General features: G+C 64.3%; 27 protein-coding genes and 1 tRNA gene. 11 read left to right on the top strand and 17 right to left on the bottom strand.

Annotation, left to right across the window (positions count from 1 at the left end):
* From AD89_RS0114850 to AD89_RS0114790, 11 genes are all read right to left on the bottom strand, one after another.
* Positions 1–357: a hypothetical protein gene (locus AD89_RS0114850; protein ID WP_025780198.1), complete on the bottom strand. Its 357-nt coding sequence runs from the start codon at positions 355–357 to the stop codon at positions 1–3.
* A gap of 118 nt (positions 358–475) precedes the next feature.
* Positions 476–1,303, bottom strand: coding sequence for a hypothetical protein (locus AD89_RS0114840; RefSeq protein ID WP_025780196.1), 828 nt, complete (start codon positions 1,301–1,303; stop codon positions 476–478).
* A gap of 305 nt (positions 1,304–1,608) precedes the next feature.
* Positions 1,609–2,424, bottom strand: coding sequence for a hypothetical protein (locus AD89_RS0114830; protein ID WP_035321029.1), 816 nt, complete (start codon positions 2,422–2,424; stop codon positions 1,609–1,611).
* Between the two features lie 187 nt (positions 2,425–2,611).
* A complete protein-coding gene (locus tag AD89_RS0114825) occupies positions 2,612–2,830 on the bottom strand; it encodes a hypothetical protein (RefSeq protein WP_025780193.1) in 219 nt (72 codons plus the stop codon).
* Entirely contained in the window at positions 2,827–3,039 is a 213-nt protein-coding gene (locus AD89_RS0114820) for a hypothetical protein (protein ID WP_025780192.1), read from the bottom strand. Before AD89_RS0114820 ends, AD89_RS0114825 begins: the two co-directional genes overlap by 4 nt.
* Positions 3,036–3,824, bottom strand: coding sequence for a phage antirepressor N-terminal domain-containing protein (locus tag AD89_RS0114815; protein ID WP_025780190.1), 789 nt, complete (start codon positions 3,822–3,824; stop codon positions 3,036–3,038). The genes AD89_RS0114820 and AD89_RS0114815 overlap by 4 nt, the downstream gene beginning before the upstream one ends.
* 117 nt (positions 3,825–3,941) lie before the next feature.
* A complete protein-coding gene (locus AD89_RS0114810; protein WP_025780188.1) occupies positions 3,942–4,211 on the bottom strand; it encodes a hypothetical protein in 270 nt (89 codons plus the stop codon).
* Entirely contained in the window at positions 4,211–4,570 is a 360-nt protein-coding gene (locus tag AD89_RS0114805; RefSeq protein WP_025780186.1) for a hypothetical protein, read from the bottom strand. The genes AD89_RS0114810 and AD89_RS0114805 overlap by 1 nt, the downstream gene beginning before the upstream one ends.
* A gap of 41 nt (positions 4,571–4,611) precedes the next feature.
* Complete coding sequence (locus AD89_RS0114800; RefSeq protein ID WP_025780185.1) at positions 4,612–4,836, bottom strand: hypothetical protein; 225 nt, start codon at positions 4,834–4,836, stop codon at positions 4,612–4,614.
* Complete coding sequence (locus AD89_RS20020; RefSeq protein WP_155807479.1) at positions 4,836–5,012, bottom strand: hypothetical protein; 177 nt, start codon at positions 5,010–5,012, stop codon at positions 4,836–4,838. Before AD89_RS20020 ends, AD89_RS0114800 begins: the two co-directional genes overlap by 1 nt.
* Complete coding sequence (locus AD89_RS0114790; protein ID WP_025780184.1) at positions 5,012–5,323, bottom strand: helix-turn-helix transcriptional regulator; 312 nt, start codon at positions 5,321–5,323, stop codon at positions 5,012–5,014. Before AD89_RS0114790 ends, AD89_RS20020 begins: the two co-directional genes overlap by 1 nt.
* Before the next feature lie 209 nt (positions 5,324–5,532).
* Here AD89_RS0114790 and AD89_RS0114785 point away from each other — a divergent pair, with 209 nt between their 5' ends.
* The 5 genes from AD89_RS0114785 to AD89_RS0114765 are packed head-to-tail and all read left to right on the top strand — an operon-like array spanning position 5,533 to position 9,437.
* The gene (locus AD89_RS0114785; protein ID WP_155807478.1) at positions 5,533–6,183 is read left to right on the top strand and encodes a hypothetical protein; all 651 of its coding nucleotides are present in this window, start codon (positions 5,533–5,535) and stop codon (positions 6,181–6,183) included.
* Positions 6,180–6,704, top strand: coding sequence for a DUF4365 domain-containing protein (locus AD89_RS0114780; RefSeq protein WP_025780181.1), 525 nt, complete (start codon positions 6,180–6,182; stop codon positions 6,702–6,704). Before AD89_RS0114785 ends, AD89_RS0114780 begins: the two co-directional genes overlap by 4 nt.
* Positions 6,701–7,864 (top strand): hypothetical protein, encoded by a 1,164-nt coding sequence (locus AD89_RS20015; RefSeq protein WP_155807477.1) that lies wholly within the window; start codon positions 6,701–6,703, stop codon positions 7,862–7,864. The genes AD89_RS0114780 and AD89_RS20015 overlap by 4 nt, the downstream gene beginning before the upstream one ends.
* A 42-nt stretch (positions 7,865–7,906) precedes the next feature.
* On the top strand, positions 7,907–8,338 hold the full coding sequence (locus tag AD89_RS0114770; protein WP_025780179.1) for an ImmA/IrrE family metallo-endopeptidase: 432 nt from the start codon (positions 7,907–7,909) through the stop codon (positions 8,336–8,338).
* A gap of 31 nt (positions 8,339–8,369) precedes the next feature.
* Positions 8,370–9,437, top strand: a complete 1,068-nt coding sequence (locus AD89_RS0114765; protein ID WP_025780177.1) for a site-specific integrase — start codon at positions 8,370–8,372, stop codon at positions 9,435–9,437.
* 95 nt (positions 9,438–9,532) lie between these two features.
* Here AD89_RS0114765 and AD89_RS0114760 read toward each other — a convergent pair.
* Positions 9,533–9,621 (bottom strand) — tRNA-Ser (locus AD89_RS0114760).
* Positions 9,622–10,371: 750 nt separating this feature from the next.
* Between AD89_RS0114760 and AD89_RS0114755 the strand changes: the two genes are divergently transcribed.
* Together AD89_RS0114755 and AD89_RS0114750 are read left to right on the top strand one after the other, a co-directional pair.
* Positions 10,372–12,285, top strand: a complete 1,914-nt coding sequence (locus AD89_RS0114755; RefSeq protein ID WP_025780175.1) for an LCP family protein — start codon at positions 10,372–10,374, stop codon at positions 12,283–12,285.
* A complete protein-coding gene (locus tag AD89_RS0114750) occupies positions 12,282–14,519 on the top strand; it encodes an FAD/NAD(P)-binding protein (RefSeq protein WP_025780173.1) in 2,238 nt (745 codons plus the stop codon). The genes AD89_RS0114755 and AD89_RS0114750 overlap by 4 nt, the downstream gene beginning before the upstream one ends.
* A gap of 176 nt (positions 14,520–14,695) precedes the next feature.
* Here AD89_RS0114750 and AD89_RS0114745 read toward each other — a convergent pair whose 3' ends face one another.
* Positions 14,696–17,086 (bottom strand): YhgE/Pip domain-containing protein, encoded by a 2,391-nt coding sequence (locus AD89_RS0114745; protein ID WP_025780172.1) that lies wholly within the window; start codon positions 17,084–17,086, stop codon positions 14,696–14,698.
* Positions 17,083–20,043, bottom strand: coding sequence for an MMPL family transporter (locus AD89_RS0114740; protein ID WP_025780171.1), 2,961 nt, complete (start codon positions 20,041–20,043; stop codon positions 17,083–17,085). The genes AD89_RS0114745 and AD89_RS0114740 overlap by 4 nt, the downstream gene beginning before the upstream one ends.
* 81 nt (positions 20,044–20,124) lie before the next feature.
* Between AD89_RS0114740 and AD89_RS20510 the strand changes: the two genes are divergently transcribed.
* The 3 genes from AD89_RS20510 to AD89_RS0114725 are packed head-to-tail and all read left to right on the top strand — an operon-like array spanning position 20,125 to position 21,967.
* Complete coding sequence (locus tag AD89_RS20510) at positions 20,125–20,250, top strand: hypothetical protein (protein ID WP_269320691.1); 126 nt, start codon at positions 20,125–20,127, stop codon at positions 20,248–20,250.
* Positions 20,251–20,252: 2 nt separating this feature from the next.
* Complete coding sequence (locus tag AD89_RS0114730) at positions 20,253–20,909, top strand: TetR/AcrR family transcriptional regulator (RefSeq protein WP_025780169.1); 657 nt, start codon at positions 20,253–20,255, stop codon at positions 20,907–20,909.
* Between the two features lie 41 nt (positions 20,910–20,950).
* Entirely contained in the window at positions 20,951–21,967 is a 1,017-nt protein-coding gene (locus AD89_RS0114725) for a hypothetical protein (RefSeq protein WP_025780167.1), read from the top strand.
* A gap of 15 nt (positions 21,968–21,982) precedes the next feature.
* On the opposite strand, the gene AD89_RS0114720 is transcribed toward AD89_RS0114725, so the two are convergent.
* The 3 genes from AD89_RS0114720 to AD89_RS20010 all read right to left on the bottom strand — a co-directional run bounded on the left by AD89_RS0114720 (position 21,983) and on the right by AD89_RS20010 (position 24,579).
* On the bottom strand, positions 21,983–23,131 hold the full coding sequence (locus AD89_RS0114720) for a C45 family autoproteolytic acyltransferase/hydolase (RefSeq protein WP_025780165.1): 1,149 nt from the start codon (positions 23,129–23,131) through the stop codon (positions 21,983–21,985).
* A 69-nt stretch (positions 23,132–23,200) separates the two neighbouring features.
* Complete coding sequence (locus AD89_RS0114715) at positions 23,201–24,283, bottom strand: MBL fold metallo-hydrolase (RefSeq protein WP_025780163.1); 1,083 nt, start codon at positions 24,281–24,283, stop codon at positions 23,201–23,203.
* 47 nt (positions 24,284–24,330) lie between these two features.
* Positions 24,331–24,579, bottom strand: a complete 249-nt coding sequence (locus AD89_RS20010; RefSeq protein ID WP_155807476.1) for a hypothetical protein — start codon at positions 24,577–24,579, stop codon at positions 24,331–24,333.
* A gap of 14 nt (positions 24,580–24,593) precedes the next feature.
* Here AD89_RS20010 and AD89_RS0114710 point away from each other — a divergent pair, with 14 nt between their 5' ends.
* Entirely contained in the window at positions 24,594–25,970 is a 1,377-nt protein-coding gene (locus AD89_RS0114710) for an APC family permease (protein WP_025780161.1), read from the top strand.
* Positions 25,971–26,014 lie beyond the last annotated feature (44 nt).

The following is a 26,014-nucleotide window of genomic DNA, read 5'->3' as shown; positions in this document are numbered from 1 at the left end:
TCAGAGTCCTTTCGGAACGATCGGGCGGGCGTGCACACCGTCAGAGGAGGGGCCGGGGTCGCCGTCGTAACCGGCGACGTAATGCTTGTGGTCAGACATGTCGTGCGGGTGCCAGCACACCTTGTCGCCGTACTTGATGTCCTCCACCCGGATCGGTTCGACAAGATCAGCACCGGCCTGTGCTGCGAGACGGGCCACGAACGCACGCCGCAACTCCTCGGCCAGGCGTCGGGCGGCCAGTTCCTTCTCGAGCTCAAACACCCGCCGCCGGTACACGCGGCGGAACCGCAACGCCATAACCACAGCGGTAGCCGAGACGAGGACAGTGAGTAGTGAGATTGCGAGGCTGAGACTCATTTGCGGGTCCTCCAAACCATGAGCCGGTCCCACACCGAAGCGGGAATGATGTTGTGAGTGATGACCCACACCCAAATGTGGGCGGGAAGAACGAGGAGCCTCTCGATGAAGTTGAGCATCACTGGAATCCCTTCACGAGCTCCTGGCCGACACCAGTCAGATCGGCAAACCACCGGGACCGGACCTTCTGCCGGTCATCAGCAAGCGCTGCCTGCTCGTTGCTGTCGATGACGGTGGGTGAGGCGATGAGGCCGTAGAACAGGCCGTCAGCGGTGACGCGCCAGAGGCTGTCGGTGATGGAGTCGACTTCGAAGTCGGTGCCCCATTTCTTCGCCGAGGTGACGAACAGTTCCAAGCACTCCGCCGGGGCCGCGTAGGTGCGGGTGGCGCGCGAGGTTTGAGCGGCCATGGACTCGAGGATCTTCGCAGTGCGCGCGAGATTCTGAGTCGGCTCCTGCACAGGCAGAGTGAGGGACTTGCCCTCGAATAGTCCGGTGCGGTCGGTGGCGCGGATGCGGATCTTGTCCGGGCCGGTACCCGTGACCGTGAGCTCCACTTCGGGGTCCCACGCTTCCTTCGGGGTGAGACCGGCGAACCCCATCAGCTGCTTCGCCATGACCGGGGTGAGGATGATCGAGTCCGCGACCACATCCCCGGTGACTCGCGCCCCGTCCCGGGCGGAGGTCTTCGCCACGATCGAGGTGCGACCGGATGAGGCGAGGAGGAGCACGTTGTCGTAGGTGAAGACGAGACCGACAAGGTGATTGTCGGAGGCATCGTCCTTCGCGACGTGTGGGAGGACTGCGGCGAGCGCCGTAGTGAGTTGGATGGGGTTGATGCGTGCGGACAGGTCGCGGGTGATGCGGCGGGTCTCTCGGGTCTGCTTGCCGTCCATGAAGTTCTTGACGACGGCGAGGTGGTCGTCAGCGTCGTGTTTCGCGTTCATGCTGAGGTCTCCTTCTTGCGCGTGTGCCTGCAGTTCTCGCAGCACCAGCCGCGGCCGTTCTTCTGCCCTGCCGTGCACGCCAGTGGTGTGGTGTTGCAGGACTGGCAGGGGAACACGGGGTGGTCGCAGTACTTGTGGGAGCAGTTCTTAAGCAGTGGCATCGGTGGCCTCCTTTGGGGTGTGGTCGCAGTCGTCGCAGCAGTCTCGGCCGCAGTCTCGAGTGAGGCCCTTGCACGAGATGAGGGTGATGCCGCAGTTGTGGCAGTGGCCCCATTTGTCTCGGGTCGATTCGACTTTCGGGATCGTCATGACGTTGTCTTCCATCCGTCGCCGTGCCACGCCTCCATGGCCCTGGCAGCGTCGTGTTCGTATCGGCCCTCGAGGAGTAAGATTGTCTCCGCCTTGGTGTCCGGGTCTTGTCTGGCTTCCTTGAGCCGCTGGTACGCGTGTAGGGCGTGATTGCGGATCAGCTGTTGACGGCCGCACATGTTGCCCATCGGATTGTGGTTGAGTCCCTCCGCGTATGAGCCGACGCTGACTTCTTCCCTGCAGAACCGGCACGACCCGCGCGGCCGTTGCCATTCCTGCTTCGGGAGCTTGAAGCTAGCCGCACCGGGTGCGGCCGTGTTGATCGCATCAGTGAGGATCGACTGCAACGTCTGCCACGCTTCTAGGCGTTCATCCCACCCGTCCTCAGCGTGGTCACCCTCGATATAGGACGGGTGCCATTCACCTCCGAGCGGCCAAAGCTCGTGCGGCCGGTAGAGCTGCTTCCACTTCGGATGCTCGAGCGACTGATCCCAATCGAGGATCGACTGCCGACCAGGGTGGTCGGACACGAGCTCTGCAAACTCGTCCCACGTAATCGACTGCTCTTCACCGCGGGGGCTCCGTGTGTAGGCGACGATCTTCGCCGCCGTCCACCAATACGACCACTCACCCGACCCGTGCCACGCCTTGTCCGGCTTGGCCGTGAGGTCGATGAAGAATTCCATCGCTCCCGGCATCGCGTCACGTATGCACGTGAGCACGGTGGCGAACCGCAACTGCTCCTGCTTGTCAGTTCCGCGAGTCTCGCCCTCGATGAAGTCGAACAGATCCAGCTGCTCCATGACCGTCATGGCCCAACCTGCTCGAATAATTCGGGTTGCTGGGGCGGATGGTTCGCGCCGTACTCGGCACGCCACTCGTCGGCATGGCACGCCGGGGCCGGCGGGTAGCCGGCCGCGCGGGGAATGTCACCGGAGAGGCAGCAGTGCCCGTCGTGACGGCCGACGATGCCCGGCTTGATACAGATGCACGCATGGTTCAGCACGGCGCCTCCTGGAACTCGAGCGGGCTGACATGGTTCGACCGCATCCACACGCGAGACGACAATTCGATCGCGTCCTCGAACGACCACACCGAGGCGTAGTACTCGTACACCTTCGAGTGGCGGTTCACGACGTACAGTTCCCAGAACCGACGCGAATGCGGTGCGCGCGTCCACTGCGGCTGCTCCTGACGGATCTTCACCTGGTATCTCATGACCGGCTCCCGTCCTTGGCGGCGATGCCGATCCAGCCGATGACCCACAGCATGGTGAGGGCGGAGAGTCCGTTCGCGGTGAGGGTGAGCGTGTAGGAGTAGAAGTAGCCGGCCATGCCGATCACGATCATCGGCAAGTAGATGGTGAGCAGCCGGCGGAGGAAGTACACCTCACGTGGGAACCGGCGCACCGTGGTCTCGGCGCTCATACCAGGACTCCCTGCTCTGCGAACTTCGCGTTGAAGACGTCGTCGAACAGCCCGCGGTCCTGCTCGGTGTAGGAGTTGATCTGGCGGGCACGGTGCCCGACCTCGCCGAACGCTTTCATCGGCTTCACCCCGTACCGGCGTTCGTACTCGGCACTCACGGCACGTCCGAACGTGGAGCGCATCGACTTAAGTGCCTTGCCTGAGACTCCCTGGTCTCGGAGATAGTCCTCTGTGTAGAGGGGCCGATGCTCGACGGGAATGTCGGGGCGATTGTTCAGGCCCTTCTCCAAGGCGAGCGTCGTCATCGTCGTCACGTACACCGGATCGAGCTGAGCGATGGACGTGGCCTGCTGGATGAGGTTCAGCTGCGCCTGAGCCAGTGCCATTCCGCCGAGGTGCTGCGCCTGCTCGACGTTGATGCGGGGATTCACCGCACCGCCGTCGTTGAAGTAGGCGTCCAGGGCGTCGGCGGCTTCGTTCTGGAACTGCTCGATCATGCGGCGAGCGCGGTCGTCTTTGACTCGGGAGGTTTCGATGGTGGCGAGCCACATGGTGAAGGTCTTGCGGTCGACCATGGTGATCTCGTAGGTCTTACCGTCGCGGCCAGTTGTGTCCTTGAGGGACACGACCGCCCAGGACTTCGTCTTGAGCTTCTGCAGCTGTTTCGAGAAGGCGATGCCGATGGACTCGCACACGTGGCGGACACTGACCCACTGAGTTCCGTCTTCTTCGATCGCGATGATCTGTGTTTCGTGGAACGGGATTGATACGATGTTCGTAGACATTGGTTGATCACCTTCCTGGTGTCTCTGGCCCTCAGCACTCCACTGCTGGGGGCTTCTTCATTTGCAATGGCTGCGAGCAGGCCCCGGGGCTTCCCCCTCCACCGGGACCCACCCGGATCATGGGGTCGGCTTCTGCCGGATCTTCGACACGACCTCGTCCTCAGTGATGAGACGGAGGGCCGCGATGTTCGCGTCTGCCTCGTCGTAGATGTTCAGCAGCGTGTCGGCGACGGAGTCGATGTTCTCGACGTCCATGTCGTAGGAGACCGGGGCGGCCATGACCTCGGCGGCGAGCGCTTCGACGCGGTGCTTCGTGGCGAGCTTCATGTTGAACAGTGCGTCGAGGCGCGACTGCTCCTGCTCGGTGGGGAACTCTGCGCGGGGCATCAGTCGCAGTCCTCGCCTGAGATGGAGTGCAGCACTGCGGAGGCCGGCAGAGTCGGCTCGCTCCTGGTGCGGGGCACTGGCCATGCGGCGGCTACGCGGAGGCGGACTTCCTCTTCGGCGGCGGCACCGGACTTGAGCAGTGCAGAACGCTCGACGCCAGTCATTTCGAAGACGGCGTTCGTGGTCTGCTCGAGCACCGCTTCGATCTCGGCGAGGCGAGACATGGGGAACCCGTTCTTCTGGGCACCCCGGTACTGGCGGAGGACAGTGGCAAGTCGTTCGGCTACACCGACCGCGTCGGTGATCGTTGCCTGCCGGCGGACGTTGATCGGGGTGGGGTGGGATGCGGGCGTGGTCATCGTTGAACACTTCCTGTCCTGGTCGGTAGCGGTGTGGCTGGTCATGCTGACTCGCTCTCTTCGAGCCACGCATCGAGAGCTTCGAGCCGGTACCCAATGCACTTCTGTGCTGCACCGTTACGCGACTTGATCCACTTCGGCGAGCGCCCTCCCCCGTCGCCGCGGTCAAGGTATCGCCACGACGCGAGGGTGTTGGGCGGCACTCCTATGTACTCGGCGGCCTCGGCGGGTTTGAGGACGCGCTTCATCACGGTCGTATCGGTCATCAGTGGCTCGCCTTGTAGCGGGCGAGCGCGTCGCCGGAGACTTCGAACGGGTACGGGTCGCGGCCCTTGTCGCGTTCGGCCTGACGGTTGATCATCTTTGAGTCGAGGTCGTGCAGGACGGCGAAGTCTCGGTACGTGTCGCTGCGGTTCTCCGCGAGCGCTGCATAGTCAATCATCACGCGACCGCCTTCTTCCCACGCCTGACACTTTCCCTGTCCGATTGTGCAGTTACATTGTCCACTTTGGTCAAAAAAAGATCCTCGACCCCGACCTGCAGAAAGTGAGCTATCCGCAGCGCCGGCGTCGTTTCGAGCGTCTTCGCCTCACCCTTAATGAGCCGCGCCACATAGCTGTGAGACTTCCATCCCGCAGCCCTCGCGAGCTCACGCTGGGATACACCCTGGACGATCATGAGTCGAGCCAGCTTCTTGCGGTCTCGAAGCTCCATCCAGATCCCTCCTAGTTGGTAGATCGTTGCTGTAGCCATAACAGTACATTCCTTCTGTCTGAGTGTCCAGTATTTCTGCCTATTCTATTCACACTGGTGTCCACTGCGCAACCCTCAATTTCCCAGCATCCGCGCGCTGTCGCCCATCGTGTCCTCGCAACATCTAGACTTTCTAGTGTCCACTGAGATTGTCCAAGCGGTGACCGCGCGAGTTGCCGCCTCTCGTAGCCCCGAGAAAGATGTGATCCGTGAGTACTGAACTAACCCCGCTTGGCCGCGTCATCGACGCAGCGCAACGCGAACACGGATGGTCGCTGAACCAGCTCGGTGAGCGCGCGCAGAAGCATGGGCTCAAAGGCCTCACGAAATCAAATATCGGCAATTTGAAGATGAGGGCCCCTCTACAGATCAGCACGGCAGCGCTCAAGAACCTCGCGATCCTCATCCAGGTTCCAGAGCGAGTCGTCGTCGAAGCAGCGATCCGATCAACGAACCTCGAGTACCCCGAACGCAACACCACCGGGGCCGCCGAGGCGATCGAGAACGACGTGGAGATCTCCGCCAGGGACAAACGCATTCTTCTTGCCGCGATCACAGCGATGAAGGAAGCAGGTGATGGCGATGAAAAAGCCACCCCACATACAGACGCCGGCGGGACGCCGGTCACAGGAGCAGACGACGGGCTCGGTGCGTTCGGAGGCCGAGCCCGCGGAGACCTCGACCACGAATCCATCAACGACGGCGCCGGGGACAACATCCGGCACCTCGGTGAGCGTCGGCAGCTATCCGCCGAGAGGTTAGCCGAACTCGAAGAGCTGCAGCGCCGCGGTGATGCGGCCACCGACGATGAGATCGACAGCAAAGCGGCCTACGAGCCCGACGAGAGCGATAAGGAATGAGCCCCCTGATTGACGGCTGGGATTCAGGCCATACCGCTCGCGACCTAACCGCGCGAAAAGGGCGTTATGGGGTCGCCTACGTTCGCGATGTTTGCGCTCACTTCGGTGTTGGCATGATGGAGAATAGCCCCGACGAAGACTTCAACGCTATCGATCTGTCTATCAACTTCGAAATCAATGATGTCCGAGTCCAGGTCAAGTGCACGTCCAAGACCTTCTCAGGCGGAGGTTCGTACCTGAACCTTCCTGTCAAAGATGATTGGGTTCGGAAATGGTCCAAGAATCCGCTCCCGGCTTATCTCGTGGCCGTATCAGTACCAACTGATCCAAAATTGTGGATCGACTACGACTCTGCCGATCTCACAAATCACCGTACAGCTGCCTATTGGACTCGCATCGACCAGCTACTCCCAGGTCAGTGCACGTCGATAGACTTGCCGAAAACCAACCGCTTCACTCCCGATACCTTGCGTGAGTGGAACTCAAAGCTCAACGATTTGTTCGAAGGGATGACGCCATGACTGACACAAACACCGTCACCCGCGCCGAACTTATCGCAGTGCTCAAGAAGTCCCTATGGTCGCTGACCGGGCGCGGTCCGGTTGGGGAAATGTGGACCAGCCCCGACAAGAGCTCCAAAGTGGGAATACCGTTTGAGCTCGAGCCCCGCGATCGCGAGTGGGAATCAGTCATCGAGCGAGTGGCTCGCGCCCATGTGATTTCGAACGCTGACTTGATGCGAAGAATCGAGACTCTTCGTTTTGATGTCACTGAGTTTCGCGTCGATGGCCCAGAATGGGAGCACTCCGTCCCAGTCGAAGCTGGGTTCAACCTATTCAAAACCGCCCGGCAAGTCCTTCGCGTGAGCGCAACAACGTCTCGAATCCCTAAAGTCGCCATTGGAGGCGGATTTTCTACCACAGGTGACCGCGTACTTGAACGCGCCCGGTTCGGTCAGACTCGCGAAGGCTCATACATAGTTCCGCTCATGGTCCCGATTGTTGAACGCAGTGAGGTAAACGATTCAAACGTCGAACTTAAGCAAGAATCCCCGGTATTCGAGGAAGCCAAACTAGGCCACGAATCCGATGAACGTCGAGCTACTCGGACAATGGCGGAATCTTTGTCCGCGGTATCAAATTCGATAATCGAAAGGGCATCAGTACCTACTGCGTCTCAGGTGAACGATTTAGTGTACGCAGGAGTCAGCAGGGAGTTGCTGAATACACTTTCCGAAGTCATATCAAAGCCTCGAGTGCAGACGTTCGAAGCAAAATTCCGATGGTCAGAACTGCTCGCCGATCTGTCAGGGAACATAGCCTCCAACATCTCGATCCCCTCAGATGCTGGACAGCTACTGAGCGAGTCGGCCCGCAGGTTCAAACCCCAGGCAACGCCTAAGATTGAAACGTTCACCGGGCCTATAGTGCAGCTTCGAGACGAGGAAATCGTCACACACGGCTATGTCACAATCGAGACCAATCGGAACGGCCGACAAGTTGAACTACAAATCCGCGTCGGTGACGAACAACTTGCCGATGTCCATGAGTGGTTCAAGGAACGTGAGACAGTGCGGACGCAAGGTACTGTGCGTCGTGTCGCCGGCCATCTAGTTATTGATCATCCGGCCGAGCTGACTCTGCTTCGAGACTCGCTCCTATTCGACGGCGAGACCAATTAACACAATTCGACGTTCGGACACAATCGAACTACATTCGAATGCATGAGTACCTTCCCCCATCCGTGGAGGACGCTCAGCCAGCTCGATGATGTGGTCGTGTGCTGGCGGCCGAACCTCCCCGGGACGAAGCATGCGGCCACTGACGGCCGGAACATCATCTGGATGGTCAAAAACCTCCTTCAAGTCGAACGACGCTGCGCACTGCAACACGAACTCATCCACATCGAACTCGGGCACACCTGCAAGCAGGACGCCCGAATCGAGGCGCAGGTGCGACAGATCACCGCAGAGCGACTGATCCCCGCCCGGCTCCTGTTTCGGGCATGGAAAGCCGCACTGAGCATCGAGGAGTGGGCCGAGAGCCTATGGGTGACTCCAGCAGTCCTCCACGACCGGCTCGACAACCTCTCCCCCGACGAACAACACACAGCAGAACAACTCAAGGCGAGCGCCCGGGAGCGCGGCGCCGACTGATTGCACCTCGTGGTGCTTGGAAGGACTAGCCATGGCGCAGGTAATTGCGTATGAGACATCTGGTGGTCGTCGGTACATGGTGCGGTATCGGAAGCCGGACGGGAAGCAGACGAAGAAGCGCGGGTTCACGACGAAACGTGAAGCCGGCGACTTCGCGTCGACTGTTGAGGTGTCGAAGCTGCAGGGCACGTTCATTCCCGAGGCTTTGGGCCGGGCGAAGGTCGGGGATCTGGGTCTCGCGTGGATTCGACGGCAGTCGGACTGGAAGGAGTCGTACGACTACACGATGCGGTCGACGTGGTGGACGCACGTGGAGCCTCGGTGGGGTCAGACTGCGATCGCGGATGTGAACCGTGTCGATGTCGAGGACTGGGTGTCGGGCATGGGTCGGTCGCGGTCGGTGGCTTCTCGGTGCGTGACGATCCTCAACGGGATCCTCGATGATGCTGTGGCGAAGCGGCTGATCGTGGCGAACAATGTCGGGAAGGTGGCTCTGCCGCGGAAGGACGCGAAGCCTCGCCTGTACCTGTCTCACGAGCAGGTGGCGGCGTTCGCGGCCGCCGCGGGTGATCTGGGTGTGATCGTGAACGTCCTCGCCTACACCGGTCTGCGGTGGGGTGAGCTCGCCGGCCTGCACGGTCCCGACATCGATCCGGTGGGACGGCGGATCTCGGTGAATCGCAACGCCGTGCAGGTGGGGTCTCGCGTCGTGTTGGGGACACCGAAGACGCACGAGCTGCGGACTGTGCCGCTGCCGAAGTTCCTCGCCGCATCGCTGAAGAAGATCAAGTGGCCCGGCATCGCGTTCCCGGATGCCAAGGGCAACTATCGTCGGTCGCCGCGTGCGTCTACGTCGAAACGCTCATGGTGGCGAACCGCCGTGCTCGAGGCCGGCATCCCCGAGGTGACTCCGCACGATCTGCGACACACGGCGGCGTCTTTGGCTGTGCAGTCCGGGGCACACGTGAAGGCGGTGCAGCGGATGCTCGGGCACAAGTCGGCGGCGATGACGCTGGACGTGTACAGCGATCTGTTCGACTCGGATCTCGACCTCGTGGCCGATGCCATGGAGGCGGCACGCTTGTCCGCGTTGAAGTAGATTGTGCCCAAAATGTGCCCAACGGGCACAACCCGGGAATGAGAAAACCCCCGCGTTCCGCTTGTTCTAGCGGTACGCGGGGGCTACCCGTTCTGCGGAGCCGGTGGGATTTGAACCCACGGTCCCCCTATTGGAGGACTTCACCTTAGCAGGGTGACGCTTTCGGCCGCTCAGCCACGACTCCATCTGCAATGCGGCGATCCGCTCCGGCGAAATGCCCGGCGACAGACCCTCCAGCACTACGGGATACAGCCTAAGGGAAAGGAGCCATCCAGGGCAAAGCGCGGCTTCCGAGAGTGGGCTTCGTCATAGTCGTGTCCAGCCGTGACGGGCACGAATCCGGGCCGAACGCCCCCTCTGCACCGCTCCCCCACACCGGAATTCCAGCATTCATCAATGTCCAGGCGTAAAATCGGCGTGATGTGCTTTGCGGTCTGGTCTCGGATCCTCGCAGCGACACCGGTCGGAATACCGATGGCCGCGGTGTGCCCTGCGCCGGAAACGAGAACGGCGAGCGGGCCGTACTGCACGAGAAGACAGTTTTTGAGGAGTATACAACTTGCCGGAGTTTCCCCCTGACAAGCGCGGACCGCAGGGGAACGACCCCGATTCCCAGACAACAGGTCGTCGGCTCCGCGCCTCCTCTCGCCCCAGGTTCCGCGGCGACACCGCCGCCAGTGACAATGACTCGACGCCGCAGTCGAATTCGCCGCAGCAGAATTCTCGGCCGTCGCAGCCTCAGCCCGCGGACCAGACCTCCGATAGGTCGACCGATCCGCGATCCGACTATTCGTTCCGCTCAGGCTCCCGCTCATCCGGCGATCCGGCCGACAATCGGCTCGGCGACAGCGCTCGCGGTCAGGGTGCCTCGTCCCGGTCACCGCATGCCCCGCCGCCACGTCCGGTCGCTCCGCGTACGCGACGCGAAGCCCGCATGCTGCGCGCGGCCGCTGCCAGCGGAGCGTCAGCGGCCGGGGTGGCCGCAGCAGCAAGCTCGAACACCCAGGACGATCCGACCACCGGCTCACCGCATGGTTCGGTCCACGATGCCCCACGCACATTCGCACAGGACGAATCGGGCGCCTCGGCAGGGGATCCCCGGGAATCCGACCACACGGACAACGACACTGACTCCGCTCCGACGACGCGCCGCGATGCCCGTGAACGACACGCAGCCGAATCCCACGACGAGAAACCGACCGGCCACGGACCGGGACGGGTCCGCCGCCATTCCTCCCGCCTCGGCGAGACGTTTCCCAGCCTCGTCGGCTGGACGTCGCTGAGCACCCTCCTGCCCGGAGTCGGACTGCTGCGCACCCGCTTCCGGCCCGCGGGACTCATCGTGTTCGGACTCTTCGTCCTCACTCTGCTCGTCGGGCTGGTCTACCTGCTGGTCAAGGGCCCCGTCCGCGCGATCGCCACGATCATCGCCAGCCCCTCGCTGCTGAACTTCCTCGCCATCGCCGCAGTGCTCGTGGCCGTGATCTGGATCCTCGTGATGGTCGTGTCCCACCTCGGGCTGCGCCGCGGACACCGATACCGGCCCTGGCAGAACAAGCTGGCCGGCGTCCTCGTCGTCTCCCTGGCGCTCATCATCGGCATCCCGCTGGGCGTCGGCTCCGTCTTCGCCCGCGTCCAGTCCGACACGGTGGCCAGCCTCTTCGGCGACAGCACTGGTAAGGCCCACAGCGCCGAAGACCTCTGGGCGGACAAGCCCTACATCAACGTCTTCCTCATGGGCCGTGACAACGGCGAGGACCGCGAGGGCACACGTCCCGATACGATGCTCGTGGCCTCCATCGACACGAAGACCGGCAATGCCGCGCTCATCTCCGTGCCCCGCAATCTCGCGTTCCCGATCTTCCCCGAAGGCAGCGAACTCGAAAAGGCCTGGCCGGATGGATTCCGACCCTCCGGCGACTCGTCCGAGGACCTCATCAACGCCGTGTGGCAGTGGGGTGAGCAGAATCCCGACCAGATCGGCAATGCGCACGGGCTCGAACCGGGCATGTGGACGACGATGCAGGCCGTCGAAGGCTCCTTGGGCCTCAACCTCGACTATTGGGCATCGGTCGACATGGCCGGATTCGAAGACGTCGTCGACGCCATCGGCGGAGTGCAGATCGACGTCGAACGTCCCATTCCGATGGGCGGCGGAAAGTCACTGTCCGGGGTGAAGAACGAGGTCTACGGGTGGGTCGATCCGGGCCCGCAGACGCTCAAGGGCAAGGACGCGCTCTGGTACGTCCGCTCCCGCGAAGGCAGCGACAACTACGACCGCATGTGCCGTCAGCAGCGGATGCTCAAGACCACGCTCGAGCAGGTCGACCCGCAGGAGATCGCCGCGGCCTATCCGAAGCTCGCGAACTCGGCGACGCGGAACATCGCCACGTCGATCCCGCAGAACGAGATTCCTGCCTTCATCGAACTCGCCCTCATGATGCAGAAGGGCGATGTCACCTCGGTGCAGATCAACAACGACGTCACCCCCACCTACAACCCCGACTTCGACGTCCTCCACAAGTGGATCCTCGGCGAGGTCAAGGGTGCATCCGACGGCGAGGAGACCCCGCAGCCGACGAACGACGGCAGCACGTCCCAGGAGTCGGGAGACAGTGCGGACTCGACCGAGAACGGTTCGGAAGACACCGCCACCGAGGAACCGGCCGATTCCGCGGATGGATCCACGGATGAGGCCGGCGCCGAGGCGGACGCCACCGAAACGACGACGCCGGGTGAGCCCAACGCCGAAGGCAAGTGCTACCCGAAGGGCTACAAGCCCGGTGACGACTTCCCCGGCTACCCGGGAAACACCGGCGAAACCGCCGGAGTCGGCGAGCAGGGGTGAGCGAGCCAAAGCAGACACAGGCGCCCGCGGTCGCGATCATCGGTGTCGGACCGCGCGGACTCACCGTGCTCGAAAGGCTCGTGGCGCTGGCGGCGAAGCGCTTCGCCGGCACCACTGAGACCGCGCTGAGCATCCACCTCATCGACCCTTATCCGCCCGGAGCGGGAATCGTGTGGCGCACCGACCAGCCCGAGTCTCTGCTGATGAATACCACCATCGCCGAGCAGACCGTCTTCCCCGACTCCAGTTGCAGCTTCGTCGGCCCGGACGACGCACCGGCCGGGCCGTCCATGGCCGAGTGGTACCTGGACAACGGCGGCACCGAACCGCTGCACTCGACCTTCCCCAGCCGCAACCTCTACGGCCGCTACCTCCGCGATGCGTATAAGCGCATCCGCGCGAGCGCACCGGCCTTCGTCGAGATCGTCGAGCACCCGACGAAGGCCGAATCCGTCATCGACCTGCCCACCATGGATCTCCCCGACCCGGCTTCGCAGGGGTCACGGGCCACCGTCCCCGAGCAGCTCGTGCGCTGCCAGAACGGCACGACGATCGTCGCCAGCGCCGTCGTGCTCGCCGTCGGTCACATCCCCAGTGCCCAGCCGGAGGAGCGCGCCCGGCTCGCCGCGTTCGCCGAGATGGGCGGCGGGCTCTACCTGCCGCAGGGCCTGCCCGCGGAAACCCCCGTCACCGAGGTGGCCCCCGGTGAGCGGGTCATCGTCCGCGGCATGGGGCTCAACTACTTCGACCTGCAGACCCTGTTCACTCATGAGCGCGGAGGCCGGTTCGAACCCGAATCCGGCGGTCGGCTGCGCTATGTGCCCAGCGGCGACGAACCGCGCCTGGCGCTGGGATCACGACGCGGAATCCCGTATCGCAGCAAACCGATCTGTCGCGAACATCCTCGGCGGGATTGGCCGCTGCGGTACTTCACGAAGGACAACATCGCACTGCTGGCCGGCCTCGAGGACCTCGACGGGGAGCGCAAGGCCGGCGCCCGGTTCAATGATCAGCTGTGGCCGCTTATCCTCGCCGACCTGCGCCTGGCGTACTATCACACGCTCTCCCAGGTCCGTCCCGAAGCGTTCACCGATGATCCCGGCCAGCTGCGCGAGGCCATCGGCGAGGCGGTCTCGCGCCACCTGACCCGCCGCACCTGGCGGGAGACCCATCCGCAGCAGGCGGGCGATGCCGGCGCCTCCGAGGCTGGGGCCGCCGCGACCGCTCGTGCCAGGGACGGAGCCGGCGCGACCGCTCGTGCCGGGGACGGAGCCGGCGCGACAGGGACAGCCGGCGCCGCGAGCACGAGCAGCGTTTCACGATCAGCCGGCGCCGCGAGCACCGAGGAGGCCTCCCGCCAGGGCCGCGTCACCCGCGAGGCCTTCGCCTGGTCGGAGATCGAAGAGGCGCTCGTGCCCGATCCCGCCGACCGCATGTCCCTGCACACCCTGCTCAACCCGCTCGAAGGAGAGCTCTTCACCAGCCGTGAACCCGGTGAGCCCGGGTCCCTGCACGAGTGGATGCTCGACTTCCTGCGCACCGACCTACGCAGCTCCCTGGCCGGTCCCACCGGCAGCCCGGAGAAGGCACTGTTCACCGTGCTGTGGCAGTCCCGCCTGCTGCTCAAGGACCTCATCGTCGCCGGTCACATCGACCGTGTGAGCATCGACATGGAGATCCTCGGCTGGTTCGAGGGCTTCGTCTCCGGCATCTGCGATGGTCCTCCCCCGCAGCGGATCGCCGAGCTCATCGCCCTCGCCGAGGCGGGAATCGTGTCCTTCATCGGCCCCGATATGCGCATCGAAGAGAACCGGGATGCGCTCGGGTCCCCAGCTGAGGCGCAGCGACCGCGGCCGGAGATCTTCACGGTCACCTCGGCGCAGGCCGCCGGAGCGATCACGGGCAGCGTCGTCATCGATGCCGCCTCACCGACGAACTCCGTCTCGCGTGCCGCCGATGTCCTGCTGTACGGAATGCTTGAGCGCGGCCAGCTCACCCCGGCCCGCCTGACCTTGGACGACGGTCGGGAGAAGTTCCTCAACGGGCTCGCCCTCACTCCTCGGCCCTATCGCACGATCGATGTCGAGGGCAACGTCCATCCGCGCCGGTTCGCGCTGTCGATCCAGCTGTCGTCGAAGCAGTGGGGGCTGGCGATCGCAGCGAACCCGGGCACGAACGCGGCCACGCTCAACGACTCGCACGCCGCCGCCGAGGCGATCCTCGACCTCCTCTGAAGCCCGGCACGTCTTCGCCGCGCTCCAGACACCGACCACCGAACGCGAACAGCCCAGTCTGAGTTGAATAGCCCATGTTTGAAACAGGGCTATTCAACTCAGACTGGGCTATTCGCAGAGGCGCCGTGGTGCGTGGCGCCGGGCCGGACACGTGGCGCCGCGGCCACGAAGCGCGGCTACGCCATTTCGAGGGCGGCTTCGGGCTTCGTGGTCCGCGCCCGGACGATGGCCAGCAGCGACATCACGATGCCGATGACCGTCCAGGCCAGCAGTCCGCCGTACGCGGCAGCCTGCCCGCTGGTGCCCGCGGCGATCGCAGCGAAGCCGTTCATCGACGGAGTCAGCGGGAGGATCGGCGCCACGAAGTCGAAGAACTGCGGCACCGCCCCGATCGTCCGCCCGGCCACGGCCAGAACCACGGCGATGACCGACAGGAACCGGCCCACTCCCCCGAACCACGCCACGAGCGCGAAGTTCAAGATCATGAACACGATCGCTGTGACGAACGTGAGCACCGCGATGTCGAAGCCCTGGATCGCGTCGATGTCCATCACGGTGACCGCGAGGATCGAGAGCACGAGCGCCTGCAGCACGCCGACGACGAGGCCGGGCAGCAGTCCGCGCGCCCACACGGCCAGCGAAGACTTCGTTGACAGCAGCGCCCACGCCGGGATCGGTTTGAGCACCGTGTAGGTGACCAATCCGCCGATCCACAGGGCGAGCATGATGAGCAGGGCGATCGTCGATCCCGCCAGCACATTCGTCACACTGTCCGTGTCGGGGGATTCGATATTCGCCGAGGCGACCTTGGCCAAGCGGTCACGTTCCGGTGCCGTGTAGGACGGCACTTCGTCGGCACCGTCCTTGACGCCGTCGGCGAACTTGCTCACGCCCTTCGCGTACTTGCCCGTGCCCTCATCGAGTTCGTCGAGGCCGGCGGCCAGCTCTGAGGTGCCGGTCGCGGCTTCGGAGACGCCGTCGGTGTATTTGCCGATGCCGGTGCTGTATTCGCTCAGCCCATCGCTGAGCTGACCGGCACCGTCGGAAAGCTCCGAGGAACCGTCGGCGACCTTGCCGATGCCCTTGGACAGGGCCGGCATTCCGTCGGCGAGCTGCTGGTTGCCGTCGGCGACCCCGGCGGCACCGTCGCGCAGCCCCTTCGAGGCCTCGAGCAGCTTCGGAGCGTTCTTCGAGATGTCCTCCATACCCTTCGTCAGGTCGCCGAGGCCATCCTCGAGTCCCTTGACGAACTTGGTGACCCCGTCGGAGAGTTCCGATGCGCCCTTGGCGAGTTCATCGGATCCGCCGAGGAGGGACGATCCGTTCTGCTCCTGTTCGAGCCCGTCGACGGCCTTGTTCAGCCCACCCGAGGTGCCGTTCAGCAGCCCCTGCGCATAGGCCTGTTCGATGCCCTGGCAGACCTGGTCGGGAGTGCCGGTCGGGCACATCTGAGCCCGTGCCTGGTCGGCCTCGTCTTCGGTCATGATGCCGGCGGCCACGAGCCCATCGAGGTCCGGCTTAGTCCCGGCCAGCTGATCGGCTTTGTCGGCACCGTCTTTCAGCCCGTCACGGTACTGGTGCAGTCCGTCGGAGAGGCCGGAGGCTCCCTTCGACACACCCTCGGCACCCTTTTCGAGCTCCTTGCCGCCCTTCGTGATGTCACCGAGGCCGCCCTCACCCGAGTCACCGGATCCGGCGAAGCCCTTGATGATCTCGTCGATGGACTTCGTGTACTCGTCGACGCCGTCGGAGAGCTCACCGGAGCCGTCGGCCAGCTTCTGTGTGCTCTCGGGCAGCTTCGAGGTCTTCTTGTCGAGCTCGTTCAGGCCCCCGGACATCTCGGAGGCGCCCTTGGACAGGTCGCCGGCACCCTTCGACAGCTCCGTGGCTCCGGACTTGAGCTCCCCGCCGTTGTCACTGAGCTGCTGCATGCCCTCAGACAGCTCGCCGGCACCTTCGGCGGACTGCCCGGTGCCTTCCTTGAGCCCTTCGGCGCCCTTGTCGAGTTCCCCGGCGGCGTCACCGAGGTCCTTCATCTGCTCGCCCATCTTGTTGAAGCCGAGGTAGATGTTGTCGAGATAGTTCTCGGTCATCTGCGTGTTGAACGTCGTCCGCGCCACCTCGGCGACCGATCGGGAGATCTGCGTGTCCAGCGCGGGAGCGGTCCCGGACACGTCGACGTCGAGCTGCGTCTGAGTCGCCGACTTCGCATCATCGACCGAGGTCACAGCGCGGGAGAAGCCTTCGGGGATTGTCAGCTTCGCGGCGTAGGTGCCGTCGGACAGCCCGTTCTGCGCATCCTCTTCGTCGGTGATGACCCAGTGGATGTTGTTCTCGTCCTCACCCACCAGGCCGCTGGTCAGCTGCCGGCCGATCGGCACGGTCTTGCCGTCGACCTTCGCCCCGTCGTCGTTGTTGACGATGGCGGCTTCGATGGTCTCGAGACGATCGCCGCTCTTCCACGTGGCGAGGATGAATCCGGCCGCCACGATGATGGGGATGAGGACCAGGCCGAGGAGGGAGAGCCAGTTCACCGGCTTCTTCGAGTTCGCACGTTCGAGTCTCACGACTGCACACCTTCCATGTTGGTGCTGTCGACGGCGTGGGTGTGGTCGCCGTCGGATTCGCTGTCGGTTCCGCCTCGCTCATCGGGACGAGCCTCGTCGAGGTCGAGGTGGAGGTAGTTCGTTTCGGGACTGAAGATCCCGGTCACGTCCGCGTCGGGCAGGCCGAGGATGACGGTGGTGCCGTCGGCGACCAGCTGCGGCAGCAGGTCGCGCAGGTCTCGTGCCGGTCCGGCCGAGTCCCGTGCTCCGTCCGCGAGCTTCTCCGCACCGTCGATGACGAGCAGATCCGGCGCCGAGGCGGCCATCCGAGAGATATCGCGCGGACTGATCGTCCGGTCGGCTTCACCCCGGCTGAGGTCGAGGAAGGGAACCTGGCGGCGGACCCGCCCGGCGTGTTCGGGCAGAACGTTCTGACCGATCTTCATCTCACCGGCCGTGAGTCCGACGCGACCGGACACGGCCAGCAGGAGAGCCCGGCGGGCGGCGCCGCTGGCGACGAGGATCTGGCCGGGCAACAGGGAGATGTCGACGCGGGCGAAGCCGCGGTCACCGGAGTACACACCGATTCCGCGTCCGTAGACCCGGTAGTCCGAGTTCGGTTCCGGCCAGTCGCGCAGAGCCACCTCGTGGGCGAGGCCCTCACCTTCGACGTCGAGGCGCGGCAGGATCCGATCGAGCCACTTCGGCAGCCACCAGGCCTTGTCGCCGAGCAGCTGCATGATCGCGGGCACCAGCGACATGCGCACGAGGAAGGCGTCGACGAAGATGCCCGACGCCAGGGCCAGCGCGATCGATTTGATGATCGGTTCGCCGGCGGGCACGAAGGCCGCGAAGACGGAGAACATGATGATCGCCGCGGCCGAGACAACTCGGGCCGACGACGCGAACCCGGCTCTGATCGCGTCCTTGGCCGAGGAGCCGTGGACGTAGGCCTCCCGCATGCCGGAGACGAGGAACACCTCGTAGTCCATCGCGAGGCCGAAGAGGATGCCCATGACGATGATCGGCAGGAAGCTGATCACCGGCCCGGTCGAGTCGATGCCCAAGGGTGCGGCGAAGAGTCCGTCGTGGAAGACGAGGACGACCGTGCCGAAGGAGGCGAAGACGGACAGGAGGAACCCGCCGGTGGCCTTGATCGGCACTGCGACGGAGCGGAAGACCATCATGAGGAGGATGATGGACAGGCCGACGACGAAGATGCCGAACGGCACGAGAGCCTTGCCGAGCTGGTCGGAGACGTCGATCTGGATCGCGGTGGCACCGGTGACGGCGGTGTCGAAGTCGAAGTCGTCCTCGATCTCCGAGCTGAGGTCCCGCAGCCGATCGACCGTGTCGAGGGTCGCCGGATCGTCGGAGGCGGTGGTCGGAATGATCTGGAAGAGCCCGACGGTCGCGTCCCGGTTCGGGGTGGCCATGATGACCTGCTCGACGCCGTCGACCTTCTCGATGCGCTTCTCGATCTCCTCGACGTCTGCAAGCGGATCATCGCTGGTCACGATCTGGCTGGTCATGACCAGGGGTCCGTTGTAGCCGGGCCCGAAGTGCTCATCGATGAGGTCGTAGGTCGCCCGCGCCGGGGTTCCCTGCTCCTGGTCGCCCGCGGTGGGCAGGGACAACTGGAGCTGAGTGGCGGGGATCGCGAAGAGCGCGAGCCCGCCGACGATGACGACGATCGTCAGCAGCGGGATCTTCGTGACGACCTTGAGCCATCCGGCGAAGAACTTGTTCATGATCGTCGGCGGGTACGGGTCGCCGCCCTCGGCGCGAGCCTCGTCGGCGATCCTCTCCCGCACTGCGGGGTCGGCCGCCTCGGCGGGGGTTCCCGTGGAACCGTCGCCCACCTCGGTGCCGGACGGTGATCCCTTCGCCGAGGTGGTCGTGCCCGTCGTCGCCCGCCGAGCGGCCGCGGCGTAGGCCTTCCGGTAGCGCTTCGTCGGCTTCGGGGTGATCTTGGACTTCACGAGTCCCAACAGGGCGGGAACCATCGTCAGGGAGATCATCACGGCCACGGCGACGGAGCCGGAGGCGCCGATGCCCATGATCGTGAGGAAGGGGATGCCAGCCAGGGACAGGCCGAGGAGTGCGATCATCACGGTCATGCCCGCGAAGACGACGGCGGACCCGGCCGTCGCGACGGCGCGTCCGGCCGCCTCGACGGGGTCGTGGCCTTCGGCGAGGAGGTCGCGGGCCCGGGAGACGATGAAGAGGGCATAGTCGATGCCCACAGCCAGACCGAGCATGAGCGCGAGCATGATCGATGAGGAGTTGATCGTCGCGAACGCGGTGGCCCCGACGATGAGGAGCACGGAGATGCCGACGCCGATGAGCGCGGTGATCAGCGGCATCCCCGCGGCGCGGAAGGAACCGAGGGTGAGCAGGAGGACGATGAAGGCGATGACGACGCCGATGCCTTCGACCCAGGAGATCTCGACACCGGTGATCTGGAAGAGCTCACCGCCGCCTTCGACCTGGGCTCCGGGGAGGGCGTCACGCAGCGGGTCGAGGGCGTCGATGAGGTTGTCGCCGGCGTCCTCGCCGACGTCCTGCTGAGTCCCGTCGTACTGGACGGAGATCATGGCCGCCGTCTCGTCCTTGCTGATGGCGCCCTCGACGAGGTCGGAGTATGGAGAGGTCACCGTGTCGACGTGAGGGAGGTCCTCGATGCGATCGATCTCGTCTTCGATCGCGTCCTTGTACTTCTCGTCCTCGACCGAATCGCCGTCATCGGCGACGACGATCACCGAGGCGGAGACACCGGCGGCTTCGGGGAACGTCGACTTCATCGAGTCGAGAGCGGTCTGCGCCTCCGAGCCCGGGAGCGTGAAGTCGTTGTCGAAGTCCTTGGAGAAGGCTGCGACTCCGGCACCGATGAGTACGAAGATCAGAAGCCACGCGGCGATGAATCGCCACGGGGTCCGATACGCACGACGGCCCAGGGCGTAGAGGAAAGTTGACACGAAAACCTCGATACAAAAGTGTATTGGATACAGTATTGTATTGTTGTGCAACACCCACCCTCCATGCAAATGGATCCCAGGTTGAGCGAGGATTCCCATGAGATGCTCAGGCGCCTCGCTCTCCGCCCCGCCGTCACAGTCGGCTCCGATGCCGGCGCAGACGACTGCACCACCTTGGCCATCGCCGACCCCACCGCAACGAAATGACGATGAACACAGACGAACTCAGCCCACGCAGACGCCAGACCCGATCCACCCTCGTTCAGGCCGGCACCTCGGTCTTCGCCGTCCGCGGCATCGACGGCGCCTCGATCGAGGAGATCTGCGAGGCTGGAGGCCTGACCCGCGGGGCGTTCTATTCGAACTTCTCCAGCCGTGACGATCTGGTGCTCGCGATCATCGAGATGCGCATCTCGGAGAACCTCGATCGCCTCGACGCCACGATCCAGCGGTGGTCCGAGCAGCTCATAGCCACTGCCGAGACACCGGAGATCAAAGCGCTGATGACGCAGTTCATCGACGATGTCTTCAATGAGAAGAAACAGACCGTGGCCGAGACGATCACGGAACAGGAGATCGAGCTCTACTGCCTGCGGGTTCCACATCTCCACGCCCGCTATGTCGAACTCAACGCCACTCAGCTCGACCGGCTGGCCGCACTCGTGACCACGGCCCTCGACGTCGCCGGCGCCACGACGAAGCAGCCGATCGGCGACTTCCTCACGGTCATGATCTCCGTGTTCAACCGGATCGCCCTGACTGCGGCGGCCGGGAAGAAGATGGACGAGCACGTCGACATCGATCCGAGCCTCATCGTCGAGGTCCTCATGCATCTCATCGACTTCTGCCCCGACGACGAGAGCTGAACGCACTCGACGAACCGGCTCGAGGCACTAAGGTGGTGCCCGTGAACGAACTCCAGCGCGAATTCTCTGCTTTCATCAACAACATGGACGTCCGCCTCGGCGCGTTCGTCCTCGCCGACCTCCCCGAAACCTTCGAGAAGGAGGACGGGGAGACCGTGAAGTTCCCGAAGGACTTCGGACCGAAATCACTGCCGATGCTCGAACTCTTCGTGCTCTCGAAGTTCCCGAACACCGAAGAGATCCTCAAGCCGGAGAACCGCCGCTTCTTCGAAGGACTCATCCGCTACCTCGGCGAAACCTATCTGCGTGCGATCGGCGGCGTCTGGGACCACGACGAGTCGACAGGCAACGGGATGCCATTCATCCGCCCCGACAATGCCGACGGCCCGGCCGCCGGTGAGCCGATCCCGCTGGTGGGAATCGTGCTGGCCGCCGTCGATCAGCGCAGCGCCGAAGTCTTCACCGCAGTGCTCGACAAGGCCAGGGAGCTCCTGGGCGGGGACGGCCAACCGCGCCGCAAGTGCACGGGGCTCTCGCTCGGCGTGCTCAACGCCGAGAATTCGAGCGAGGAGGAGGTCGAATTCCTCACCCGCTTCATCGGCACCGTCGAACCGGGCATCGCGGCCTGGACTCAGGAGCAGGCCGACCCGAGTTCGTGGGGTTTCGACCGGGAGAGCCTCGCCCGTCTGGGCAAGCAGGTCGCGGTCCGCTACGACGGCCCCGATGACATGATCGCCGAGGACGAGACCCCCTTCACCGCCGGCGCCATGCGCTTCATCGGTGAGACGGTGCGCCGCATCGCCTTCGGTCAGTGGCGCTACGGTGCCGGGCTCGAAGCCGATGATCCGCGCAGCAAGCAGCCGTTCATCCGCTTCGTCATCGGCGACCAGAACCTCGATCTCGTGCCGTGGCGGCTCATCCAGGCCGCACTGGAGGACGACGATGCGATCGCGTCGGCCCTCGACGCGGTCATCGAGATGCGCGAGCAGGAAGCCGCCGAGGCGGACGAGAGTTCCGATGATTCCGCCAGCGCGACGGACAGAGCAGACGAGACCTGAGCGGCCGCCGCCGGTTCAGAGTTGGAAGCGGCGGTTTCCGTGCAGACCGTCGGCCGGTGACCCGGGTGCGAGGTCGATCTGCTTGCGAGCGGGATCGATGCGCACGCTCACGAGTGTGGCCGAACGATTCCCGTAGGTGGCACCGGGTGCCGGAGTGCAGCACACAGGCGCGTCTCCCGGTCCCGTCGTCAGCAGCTTCGTGAGATCTCCGACCGTGACGGCCCTGCCGCCACGCGCCAGCGCACGTTCGGCTTCGAAGCGCACGACCGCCTCGGCGAGGTGACGGTACCGTTCCTGCGAGGTCGAGTCGGGACGCAGCTCGAGCGCCCCGTCGAGCAGATCCGGGTGCAGGAAATGGTTCGTGTGGAGGAGGAACCCGGACTCCCCCGTCTCTCCGTCGGCCCCACTGCTCGCCCGCGCCCGTCGCTCGCGCTTGAGTGCACCGGCGATCTCGACCTGGACGGCCGCCTCGGCGGTGATGACCGTGATGATCGACGATGATGACGTCGAGGCGGAGTCGATGATCTCGAGCGCCTCGGCGAGGGTGCCCGCTTCGGCCAGGACACGGGCGAGGATCATGTGGATGGGCACTCCCCCGGCCGCGTCGCCGGTGTGCTTGAGGATGTTGAGCAGGACGCCGACACCGGCCTCGTTGAGACCGATCTTGCCGAGCATTCCGAACTCGGCGATGCCCACATGCCGGTGCTGCCCGGGCACGGCACCGACATCATTGAAGTGCCACAGAGTGGAGAAGTCCGCCGCCCAATCCCAGTTCTGCGCGGCCACGGAGGCGCCCGGGCTGGTGTGGCTCACGGTCGAGCATTCGGTCGGCGCGGCCGGTGCCTGGGTCATGATCTCGGTCCGGGCGACGATCTCCATGAGCTCCGTGACGTCGATGCCCGCTCCGGCGGCCACGGCTTCGACCTCCTCTGCGCCGGTCGGCCACCATTCCTGCAACCGCCGCCAACTCGACGTGGCGGCCGAGTGCACGGCCGCCTCGGTGATGGACAGATGCGAGAAGTAGCGCCGATACGCGTTCACAGTGGAGGCGATACCTGTGCGCAGCTCATCACCTCGGCGGTGGCCACGTTCGATGTGGTCGTTCGCATGGACGGCGAAGGTCACGGGCCGCACCTCGGCGGCGGGAACGAATTCGGTGCTCATGCTGGTTCCTCCTTGCTGTCTCTCTTCTTCCGGCCGGGCGCGGTTCAGCTTCCTTTGGCCGGGCCCGGCTCAGTCCTTGCCGACGAGAGAGCCGACGCCGATGTCGATACCGAGATAGTGCATGTGCGCGGCGGTTTCGGCAAGGGCGGCGAAGAGGTTGAAGTTGTGCAGGCTCTCGAAGCCGCGTGACCAGTGCAGGCCAGCCGCGATCGAGTAGACGCTGTGGTCGTCGGTGGCCTCCATGCGGGCGCGGATCTCACCGAGTCGTTCGTGGTGGTGCTCGACGAGTTCGACCTTGCGGTCGTGGAGTCCGGTGAAGCGGAAGCCGTGCGCGGGCAGCACCGCCACGTCCTCGGCGAGCCCGCCGATCTTCTCCAGAGACCGGAGATAGTCGCCGAGGCTGTGCGTGATCGCTCCGGAATCGAGGCCGATGTTCGGGGTGATCGTCGGCAGCACGTGGTCGCCGGAGAAGAACAGTTCGTCCTCGTCGCGGACGAACGCCGAGTGTCCGTAGGTGTGTCCGGGCGTCCACATAGCTGTCACTCGGCCCTCGTCGAGAGGGAGTTCGGCGCCGTCGTCGAGGACGTGGATGTTCTCCGGCAGTCGACTCATGGCCTGTCTGTACAGGCTCATCGAGTCGCTCTTGCTTCCGCCCTTGCTCGATCCGACCTGCAGGCTTTCGACTTCGGCCCACCGGTTCTCGGGGACTCCGTAGGCGCGGGCGATGTTGAGGTTGGGGTCGATGCCGGTGCCGAGGTCGACGGTGTTGGTGTAGAAGCGTTTGATCGCGCGCAGGTCCTCGCCGTGCATGGCGACCCAGGCGTCGGGGTTCTTCGCGAGCAGTGCGGGCACGAGCCCGATGTGGTCGCGGTGATAGTGGGTGATTGCGATGCCGTGGATATCGGCGACGGCGAAGCCGAGGTCGGCCAGCGCCGAGGTGAGCGCCAGGTACTGATCCTTGCCGTCCCAGCCCGGGTCGATGAGGACGACGCCGGAACCGTCGGCGATGGCGTAGCAGTAGGTGTAGACGAGTGGGTTGTTCGGGATCGGGACCGGCAGGGCCCAGACTCCCTCGGCGACCTGTTCGACAGGAGGCAGGACGCGGTCCTTCCACGCCGCCGACTGCTGGGGACTGAGTGTTTCGATCGCCATACTTCTCTCACACCTCTCGTGGGGCCACATTGTCCGTTGACTGCAATCTACTCTGTTTCGCGTCGGCACTGACAGTTCGTTCGATCACCGGACATGCCGGTTTCTGTCGGGACTACCGATATCGTCGTTGATTTGACGTTTTTCATCGGAAAAATTGCATTTTGGCACTGATACTCGGTCCATTCCTCGGTGAGGGTTTCGCTTTCAGTGCTTTGGCCGTTAAGATCATGACGCACATCACTTCCGGGCACGTCATCGATGGCGACATCGACGGCCCGGCGGGCGGCAAATCTCATTGGGGAGGATTGATATGGCTGCCTCAGGCTCACTGAAGCGCAACCTCGGGCTGTGGTCCATCGTCGGACTCGGGCTCGGCTACATGACGCCGACGGTCGTCTTCGACACCTTCGGAATCGTCTCGGAGCAGACGAACGGAGCAGTTCCGGCGGCGTACCTCGTTGCCCTCATCGTCATGATCTTCACGGCGTTCAGCTACGGCAAGATGGTCAGGGTCTTCCCCACCGCGGGGTCGGCCTACACCTATACGCGGGAGACGATGTCACCGGGGCTCGGCTTCCTCGTCGGGTGGACCTCGCTGCTGGACTATCTGCTGCTGCCGATGGTCAACTGCCTCATCATCCGGCTCTATATGGAATCGATGGTGCCCGATGCGCCGGCCTGGGTGTGGGTCGTCGTCTATACCATCGTCATGACCGGCATCGTGCTGTCCTCGATGCGGGGCACCGCGAACATCAACGGCATCCTCCTCGTCTTCGCCGTCGTCCTCGTCGCCGCCTTCTGCGTGCTCGCCGTCATGCAGCTCAACGCGGGCGAAGGGGCCGGAGTCGTGTTCAGTCCGGAGCCCTTCATCCATGAGGGCGTCCACCTCGGCGCGGTCCTCACCGGTGCGACCGTCGTGTGCTTCTCGTTCATCGGCTTCGACGCTGTGACGATGTACACGAACGAAGCCAAGCACGTCAGCCTCATGCCGAAGGCGATCATGCTCACCGTTCTCGCGGGCGGCCTCATCTTCCTCGTCGCCGGCTACTTCGCACAGCTGCTCTTCCCCGACAATTCGCAGTTCACCATCGTCGACGATCCGCTGCCGGAGATCGGCATGATCACCGGCGGCCACCTGTTCCAACTCTTCTTCGTCGCCGCGGCATTCGCTGCGACCGTCGCCTCGGGGCTGGCCTCGCACGCGTCGGTGTCACGAATGATGCTCGTCATGGGCCGCAACGGCGTGCTGCCGCGCACGGCTTTCGGATACATCAACCCGAAGACGCACACCCCGGTGTTCAACATCGTGCTCGTGGGTGCGGTGTGCCTGCTGGCGATGTCGTTCAGCCTCGAGCTCATCTCCGCGCTCATCAACTTCGGTGCGCTCATCGCCTTCACATTCGTCAACCTCACGGTCATCGCTCACTATGCGTTCCGGACCAGGCAGGTCAAGGACTTCAAGTCGGCGTTCAGCTTCATCGTCATGCCGGGGATCGGTGCGATCCTCACAGGAATCCTGTGGGCGAGCCTGCACGGGACCGCACTCATCGGCGGGCTCGTGTGGCTGGCGATCGGCATTGTCTATCTGGCCGTTCTCACCCGCGGCTTCAAGCGTTCGGTGCGCAGCTTCGACGACCCCGAGGCCGACGCCGAGATGTCCGAACCCGAGGCGCCAGCCCAACCCTGACCCTTCTTACTACCTGACGGCGGCCCAGCAACCTCGCGCGAGGT

Source organism: Brevibacterium sp. VCM10 (genome assembly GCF_000583215.1).
In the GTDB taxonomy this organism is placed as follows: Bacteria; Actinomycetota; Actinomycetes; order Actinomycetales; family Brevibacteriaceae; genus Brevibacterium; species Brevibacterium linens.
This window is presented reverse-complemented; position numbering and strand designations above follow the sequence as displayed.